The organism is Martelella sp. UBA3392, assembly GCF_002358775.1.
In the GTDB taxonomy this organism is placed as follows: domain Bacteria; phylum Pseudomonadota; class Alphaproteobacteria; order Rhizobiales; family Rhizobiaceae; genus Martelella; species Martelella mediterranea.
Genome location: NZ_DEPM01000277.1, coordinates 1115 through 7668, shown reverse-complemented (window position 1 = coordinate 7668; position 6554 = coordinate 1115). Strand labels below are relative to the sequence as shown.

8 protein-coding genes are annotated in these 6554 nt (G+C 60.7%); 1 reads left to right on the top strand and 7 read right to left on the bottom strand.

Going from position 1 to position 6554, the window contains the following annotated elements:
* From B4E36_RS24390 to B4E36_RS21375, 5 genes are all read right to left on the bottom strand, one after another.
* The coding region (locus B4E36_RS24390; RefSeq protein ID WP_414673805.1) for a GTP-binding protein at window positions 1-170 on the bottom strand (170 nt) is incomplete at its 3' end.
* 27 nt (window positions 171-197) lie between these two features.
* Window positions 198-668 carry a 30S ribosomal protein S7 gene (rpsG, locus tag B4E36_RS21390; protein ID WP_018065616.1) on the bottom strand — a complete coding sequence of 157 codons (471 nt, stop codon included), beginning with the start codon at window positions 666-668 and terminating at the stop codon, window positions 198-200.
* A gap of 75 nt (window positions 669-743) precedes the next feature.
* On the bottom strand, window positions 744-1115 hold the full coding sequence (gene rpsL, locus B4E36_RS21385) for a 30S ribosomal protein S12 (RefSeq protein ID WP_018065617.1): 372 nt from the start codon (window positions 1113-1115) through the stop codon (window positions 744-746).
* Window positions 1116-1541: 426 nt separating this feature from the next.
* Window positions 1542-3134: an ABC-F family ATP-binding cassette domain-containing protein gene (locus B4E36_RS21380; RefSeq protein ID WP_345900801.1), complete on the bottom strand. Its 1593-nt coding sequence runs from the start codon at window positions 3132-3134 to the stop codon at window positions 1542-1544.
* Window positions 3135-3275: 141 nt separating this feature from the next.
* Entirely contained in the window at window positions 3276-3923 is a 648-nt protein-coding gene (locus tag B4E36_RS21375; RefSeq protein ID WP_292052097.1) for a glycoside hydrolase domain-containing protein, read from the bottom strand.
* 205 nt (window positions 3924-4128) lie between these two features.
* Between B4E36_RS21375 and B4E36_RS21370 the strand changes: the two genes are divergently transcribed.
* Window positions 4129-4422, top strand: a complete 294-nt coding sequence (locus B4E36_RS21370; protein WP_292052099.1) for a transcriptional regulator — start codon at window positions 4129-4131, stop codon at window positions 4420-4422.
* Between the two features lie 171 nt (window positions 4423-4593).
* Here the strand turns inward: B4E36_RS21370 and B4E36_RS21365 are convergent, their stop codons facing one another.
* Window positions 4594-5157, bottom strand: a complete 564-nt coding sequence (locus B4E36_RS21365; protein WP_292052101.1) for a hypothetical protein — start codon at window positions 5155-5157, stop codon at window positions 4594-4596.
* Window positions 5158-5736: 579 nt separating this feature from the next.
* Window positions 5737-6554, bottom strand: an 818-nt coding sequence (locus B4E36_RS21360; RefSeq protein ID WP_345900800.1) for an EAL domain-containing protein, incomplete at its 5' end; no start/stop codon positions are given.

Here is a 6554-nt window from a genome sequence, read left to right as displayed (position 1 = left end):
TGCTCCTGCTCCATCCAGTCCATGGTAGCAGCACCGTCGTGGACTTCACCGATCTTATGAGACTTGCCGGTATAAAACAGGATGCGCTCGGTCGTCGTGGTCTTGCCAGCGTCGATATGCGCCATGATCCCGAAATTGCGGTAGTCTTCGATTTTGTAGTCGCGAGCCATGATATCAGGCCTTCCTCGGTGTTCTGATTACCAGCGGTAATGAGAGAATGCGCGGTTGGCATCGGCCATCTTGTGCGTGTCTTCACGCTTCTTGACAGCAGAGCCGCGATTGCTCGAAGCATCCATGAGCTCGCCGGACAGGCGCTCGATCATGGTGGTTTCGTTGCGCTTGCGCGCAGCAGCAATCAACCAGCGGATGGCAAGCGCCTGGCGGCGCTCGGGACGGACGTCGACGGGAACCTGGTAGGTGGCACCGCCAACACGACGGGAGCGAACCTCAACGTGCGGAGCAACGTTGTCGAGCGCCTGATGGAAAACCTCAACCGGGTTCTGCTTCAGCTTGCCTTCGACAGCGTCGAGCGCGCCGTAGACGATCGATTCGGCGACCGACTTCTTGCCGTGCAGCATGACGGCATTCATGAACTTGGTGATCACCAGATCGCCGAACTTGGGATCCGGGTTGATCTCACGCTTTTCTGCACTGTGGCGTCGTGACATGTTCTTTGTCTCTCAACAGTTGCGGCGCTTAAAACGCGGAGAACCTCGCGCAGCGCCAGAGAAATGAAAACCGAATTACTTCGGACGCTTCGCACCGTACTTCGAACGACGCTGCTTACGATTCTTGACGCCCTGGGTATCGAGCACGCCACGGATGATGTGGTAGCGAACACCCGGCAAGTCCTTCACGCGGCCGCCGCGGATCATCACGACGGAGTGTTCCTGCAGGTTGTGGCCTTCGCCCGGGATATAGCCAATGACTTCAAAGCCGTTGGTCAGGCGGATCTTGGCAACCTTACGAAGCGCCGAATTCGGCTTCTTCGGCGTCGTGGTGTAGACGCGGGTGCAAACGCCACGCTTCTGCGGGTTCTGCTCCAGAGCCGGAACCTTATTCCGCTTCACCTGGGGCTGACGCGGCTTGCGGATCAATTGGTTTACGGTAGGCATTCAACCATCCCTTGATTTCGTGTCTCATCGCCCTTCTGGGGCATATTCCATGCCGTTTCCGGCGATAAAGAAGCACATCAAGCGCTATATGCGCACAAGCACGGCCCAAGCCGCCTTTCCGGCGGATGGACCTAAAAGCAGAGGACACAGGCGCTTTGCCGCGTCATGCGTGCAGCATTTGATCTTCAACGTGCTGTATAGAACCTAGTCTGAGGTGAACTCCGGGACATTTGGCTTCCCGAACGGCCAGACCTCACATGGGTTCCGTTGGCGCGGACATACTCGGTTCCCCGGCCACCGTCAAGCCTGAAGCCCGGAATTTCTTTACCAAAACCCTTAAGGGTCGGCGGTTTCCGGGCCATTCTCACTGAGGCGGCAAGTTTTGGCAACAAGCGGACCGCCCGGCGCAATAAAATGACTCGCCCCTCATGAGGCCCGCCCATCAAGGTCGATCATGCGCGTGACGCCGATTCTCTCGAGGAATGTCGCGTCGTGGCTGACCACCAGGATCGCCCCGTCATAGGCGTTGAGTCCCGCCTCCAGCGTGGCGAGGCTCTCAAGGTCGAGATGGTTGGTCGGCTCGTCGAGAATCAGCAGCTCTGCCGGACGGGTGCCGCCGATCGCCGCCGCGAGCCCCGCCCGCAATCGCTCGCCGCCGCTCAGCGTCGATACCATCCGCAAGGCGGCATCGGCGCGGAACCGGAATCGCGCCAACGCGGCCCGGCAGGCATTCTCGTCATCATCGGGATTGAGACGGCGGAAATTGTCGCGCACGGTCTGGTCCGGATCAAGCAGCGACACCGTCTGGTCGAACAGCGCATGGGTCACATGGATTGCGGCGCTGCCGGCAAGCGGGGCGAGCCTGCCGGTCAGGACGCGGATCAACGTCGACTTGCCTGCCCCGTTGCGACCGGCAATCGCCACCCGTTCGGGTCCCGTCATCTCGAAGGAAAGATCGCGAAACAGCGCCTGCTCCGGACGATAGCCGCCGGCAAGACGGTCCGCCGTGGCGACCCGCCGACCCGAGGCAAGCCCCGAACGCGCAAGCATCACCGTGAACGGCGCGACCACCTCGACCCTGGCGCGGGCGTTCGCCAGTTCCGCCGCCGCCTCCTGCTGCTGGCGTTCGGACAGCGCCTTGTCGCGCGCGCCAGTCCGTTCCGCCTGCGCCTTCATCCCGTCGAGCACCATTTTCGGCTGGTCGCGACGGTCGCGCAGCCGGCGTCCCTTGGCATCGCGCCGCGCCTTGCGTTCGGAGCGTTCGCGCACGGTGCGTGCCGCCTTGCGCACATCCTTCGCGGCTTCGCGAAGTTCGTGCTCCAGCGCCAGCCGCTCGGCCTCCTTCTCCGCCGCGTAGAAGCTGAAATTGCCGCCATAGCGCGTCATGCCGAGCGATGTCAGTTCGACGATCGCATCCATATGCTCCAGAAGCGCGCGGTCATGGCTGACCACCAACGCGCCGCCGCGAAAATCCCCGAGGAAACGGACAAGGGCTTCCCGCCCGGGGACATCGAGATTGTTGGTGGGCTCGTCGAGCAGGATGAAGTCCGGCGCTTCGAAAGCCAGCGCCGCCAGCCGGGCGCGGGTGACCTCGCCGCCGGAAAGCCGCCCCAGAGGCGTTGAAAGCGGCGCTGCCAGATCCAGCCGGGCGAGCGCGGCAACCGCCCTCTCCTCGGCCGTCCAGTCGATCGCGGCAAGCGTTTCGGCATCGGCCTCGCCGCGCTCCGCCCTGTCGATCGCCGCCAGCATGGCATCGATGCCGAAAAGCGTGGCGAGCGTCTCGCCCTCGCCGGCCGAAACCGCCTGGTCGAGCACGGCGATCCGACCGACGACCTCTACGCTGCCGGATGACGGCGCCAACGCGCCGGCGATGAGCTTGAGCAGTGTCGTCTTGCCAACGCCGTTGCGGCCGACGAAGCCCGTCAGCCCGGCGTTGAAACTCGCGGAAATGTCTTTGAAAAGCGTGTGGCCGTCAGCAGTGCTATAGGACAGGCCGGAAAGCGTGATGGACGCATGCATGGATGGAATTCTCCCTCGAGACCAGAATCAGTGCTGTCTTGAGGTGAGAAATCATGTCCCGCGCATCCTTGTCGTTTGCTACCGCCTCTATCTATGCCATCCCCACCGTCGTTTCAAGATCGCCCATGTCCGCTCACCACCTCAGGAAACCGGTCCGCTTCCAAGGGTAAACTGGCCGAAATTCGGAAATGCCGACGAGGCGGTATTGCCGTCGTGGGCGAGAGGCTCCGTGATATCCATCTCGCTCTGGAACAGCGCCCACTTGTCGGTTGCAAGCATCTGCTCTGTGCCGGACCAGCCGGTCGAACCCGCGAGCCAGATCAGGTCGGCATGGCCCGCGCCGACCACGGCGGAGGCCACGGTTCCGGAGCCATAGACCCCGAGCCGGTATGCGCCCTTCAGCGCTTTGGACACGGCGGCGAAATAGGATTCGACGGTCTGGAGATCGGCGCTCTCATAATAGTCATAGTCCACGGAGAAATAGATCGCGGACCCATGCGGTTGCCCGATCGCGGCCGCAAGTTTCAGAGCCTGCGCCGCATCGCGGCTTCCGTTTGCCGGGTCGAGATCGCCGACCTTTCCGTCCGCGCCACCGGTCTGTTCGAACACGACCGCCATCGTGAGGCCGGCCGCGGCAAGGGCGCTGGCCTCGTCCGGCTGAAACTGCTTCTGCGGCAGGGACGAGGAGTCCTCGAGATTGTAATAGCGGATGACGGTCTCGACGCCGCCGCTTTTCAGTTGGGGAATATAGGCCGTCGTGTTCCACGGCGTATCAATGATCCTGTACATAGCGCTCCATCCTCGCCAAACTCGATTACACAACCTATGGTATAATAAATATCGAACGGCAACCAGATGGAAAATCTACGGTCGCTTTCAAGGCCCGGATCGCGATATCATGCGACGAAGCAGGCTCCGCGCCATACCGGAAAGCGCCCCTTATCCCCGGCATCTGCTGATGCGGATCGGGAGCGACATCACAGAAAGGCCCGACATGATTGCCATACCCGGCTACACCAGCGACGGCGAGCGCATGGTCTTCATCATCACCGGCAAGGTCTACCACGAGTGGAACGGCGATACCGAGGTCCACGTCCTGATCGCCGCGCCGGACGAGGACACCGCCGTGCGCAACACGCTGAACGCGCTGGCGAACGAGGGCTATTCGGAGGCCGATCTCGACCAGATCGGCATGATCTCCGAAATCCCCGACGAAGAGCCCCACGCGTCAGCCTATCAGACGGCGCTCGAAGGCGAAGTGGCGATCGTGAAGCTCGGAGGAGAATAATCCCCGCAGCCGTTCTTGTTTGTCTTGAGGGATTTGAAGGCCGGGCCGAACCGCAACCGAAGGCCATCTGGCTTCGTCTCCGTTGCGAACCTGCACGATCTCATGCCCACTGCGCCTCTTCGCGGCGACCGATCTTGCGACAGGCCGGACGGCCTGCCGCAGGAGGCTATATCATGAGGCTAGGCCCTGATAACCTGCAGGCTTTGCATCATACGGCGACATATTGCCGTTCCCCGGATATGCCGAAACGAGGTACAACAAATCTCCTTCGTTCAAGGTCATGCCCGGTAGATAGGGGGCCTGAAAGTTTTCGCTGGAGGGGGACTGCATCGAGTAGTCGACGATCTTGCTCCCATCAGACGCCCTCCAAGCCAGAATTTCCTGTCCCGGCTGGGCTGTTCCCGAGACTGACGACGCGGTGACTGCTGAAATACCTGGCAACTGGGCCGGCCGTACGCCGAGCACTCGGACATACGGGTCGGATTGTTCTCCGCCCGGATAACAGGCAGTCGCCGAATATATAGTTCCGGGCGGTTGATCTCCGATATTGTACACGAACCAACTACCAGTGAACAGAACTTGCGTTTTGAACTGTGTGATCGGTGTTCCGTTCGGTGGAGTAACGGTCAGCGTCACATCTGTGCCTTTCGTTCCCGTTCCGACTGCCTGAGCGCCTATGCTGAGCACCTCCGGCGGAACCGGCACACCTTGTGGGGCATCATTTTTCATTGACATCATGGTTCTCCAATTTCATGGTTCAGATGGACATTCGCAACCAATAATACACGTAACGGTTTCTATTTTATTGTTATCAACTTTTGGTTGCAATAATACGTGTGAATCTATTTTCTCTTGCTCTGAATACGCTGGAAAACTGAGCAATCATCACGGTCTCGAAGACACACGCGCGAGCGCATATCTTGAGAGCAAATGGAGCGGTCGGAGCAGTGAAAACAAAAAGGCCCGGCGGATCGCTCCACCGGGCCTTTTCAGTTAGCAATATCTATGCAGCTGGGTCTATTCGCCGGGCTGCGGCTCGCTTTCCGGGTTCATCGCGGACAGCATCGGCGTTGCCTCGTCAGCTCCGGACGCCTTAACGTTTTCCATCCTTCCGTCCGAGCGAAGGCATGAAATCCCCTGATCAACCATCGCTGCGCGTCAGCCTGGTGTGTGCGCCTGCCGTTGACTTGGACAAACAGAAGTAAGCGCATGCTCGCTTGCAAAAGCGGAGCGCCACCGCATCTTTCCCGCACTCATCGGAGGCAGTCAGCAACCGCGTTACAAGCATCAATGGATCGCAGGCGCGCCCTGCCCTCATGGCCCTCTACGGTCAACTGCCGCAAATGCGCGCGAAAACGGCACGGCGGGCATCGGACGTCCATACAGAAAACCCTGAACGCACATACCGGGATACATGACGGCGAGTCGCGCCGCCTGGTCTTCGGTCTCCACGCCCTCACAGATCAGATCAACCTTCAGACCGGCAGCCAGTTCGCAAACCTTGCTCACAATCAAGGCGCCGATCGCCTGCTGATCGAGCGCCTGGGTGAACATCCGGTCGATCTTGATGCCCGCGATCGGCATGCGGGCGATATAGGCAAGGTTCGAATAGCCGGTGCCGAAATCGTCGATGAGGATGCGATAGCCGCGTCTGCTGAAAGCCGCCATCGCCTGGGTCAGGCTGTCCTCGCTCGCCGTCGAACGCTCCGTCAACTCCAGCGCGACCTGACCGGCGGAAAGCCCGTGGGACCGGGTTTCGGTCTCGAGAAAATCCAGAAACTCCAGGCTCAGTATGTCCTCGGAGGCGACATTGATGCTGACATAGAAATTCGGATCGGCGGCAAAATGCGCCGCCATGTCCGTGAATGCCCGCCTGACGACGCTGCGGGTGATCTGCCCGATGAACCCGCAGGTCTCCGCCGCGGGAATGAAATGATCGGGCGGGATCAACGTCCCGTCGAAATCGACCAGCCGCGCAAGGGCCTCCGCCCCGCATATTCTATTGTCGGAAAGCCTGACAATCGGCTGATAATGCACCGTCAGCCGATCGTCGTTCAGCGCCCGCTCCAGCTTCTGGCGCCATGACCGGCCTTCACGATAGAGATGCGCGTGCCAGAGCCCGAGGCACGCGC

Excerpts from the sequence above, each read along its gene's own strand:
- rpsL (WP_018065617.1), bottom strand. The coding sequence starts at position 1,115 with ATGCCTACCGTAAACCAATTGATCCGCAAGCCGCGTCAGCCCCAGGTG.
- B4E36_RS21365 (WP_292052101.1), bottom strand. The coding sequence starts at position 5,157 with ATGTCAATGAAAAATGATGCCCCACAAGGTGTGCCGGTTCCGCCGGAG.
- B4E36_RS21380 (WP_345900801.1), bottom strand. The coding sequence starts at position 3,134 with ATGCATGCGTCCATCACGCTTTCCGGCCTGTCCTATAGCACTGCTGAC.
- B4E36_RS21375 (WP_292052097.1), bottom strand. The coding sequence starts at position 3,923 with ATGTACAGGATCATTGATACGCCGTGGAACACGACGGCCTATATTCCC.
- B4E36_RS21370 (WP_292052099.1), top strand. The coding sequence starts at position 4,129 with ATGATTGCCATACCCGGCTACACCAGCGACGGCGAGCGCATGGTCTTC.
- rpsG (WP_018065616.1), bottom strand. The coding sequence starts at position 668 with ATGTCACGACGCCACAGTGCAGAAAAGCGTGAGATCAACCCGGATCCC.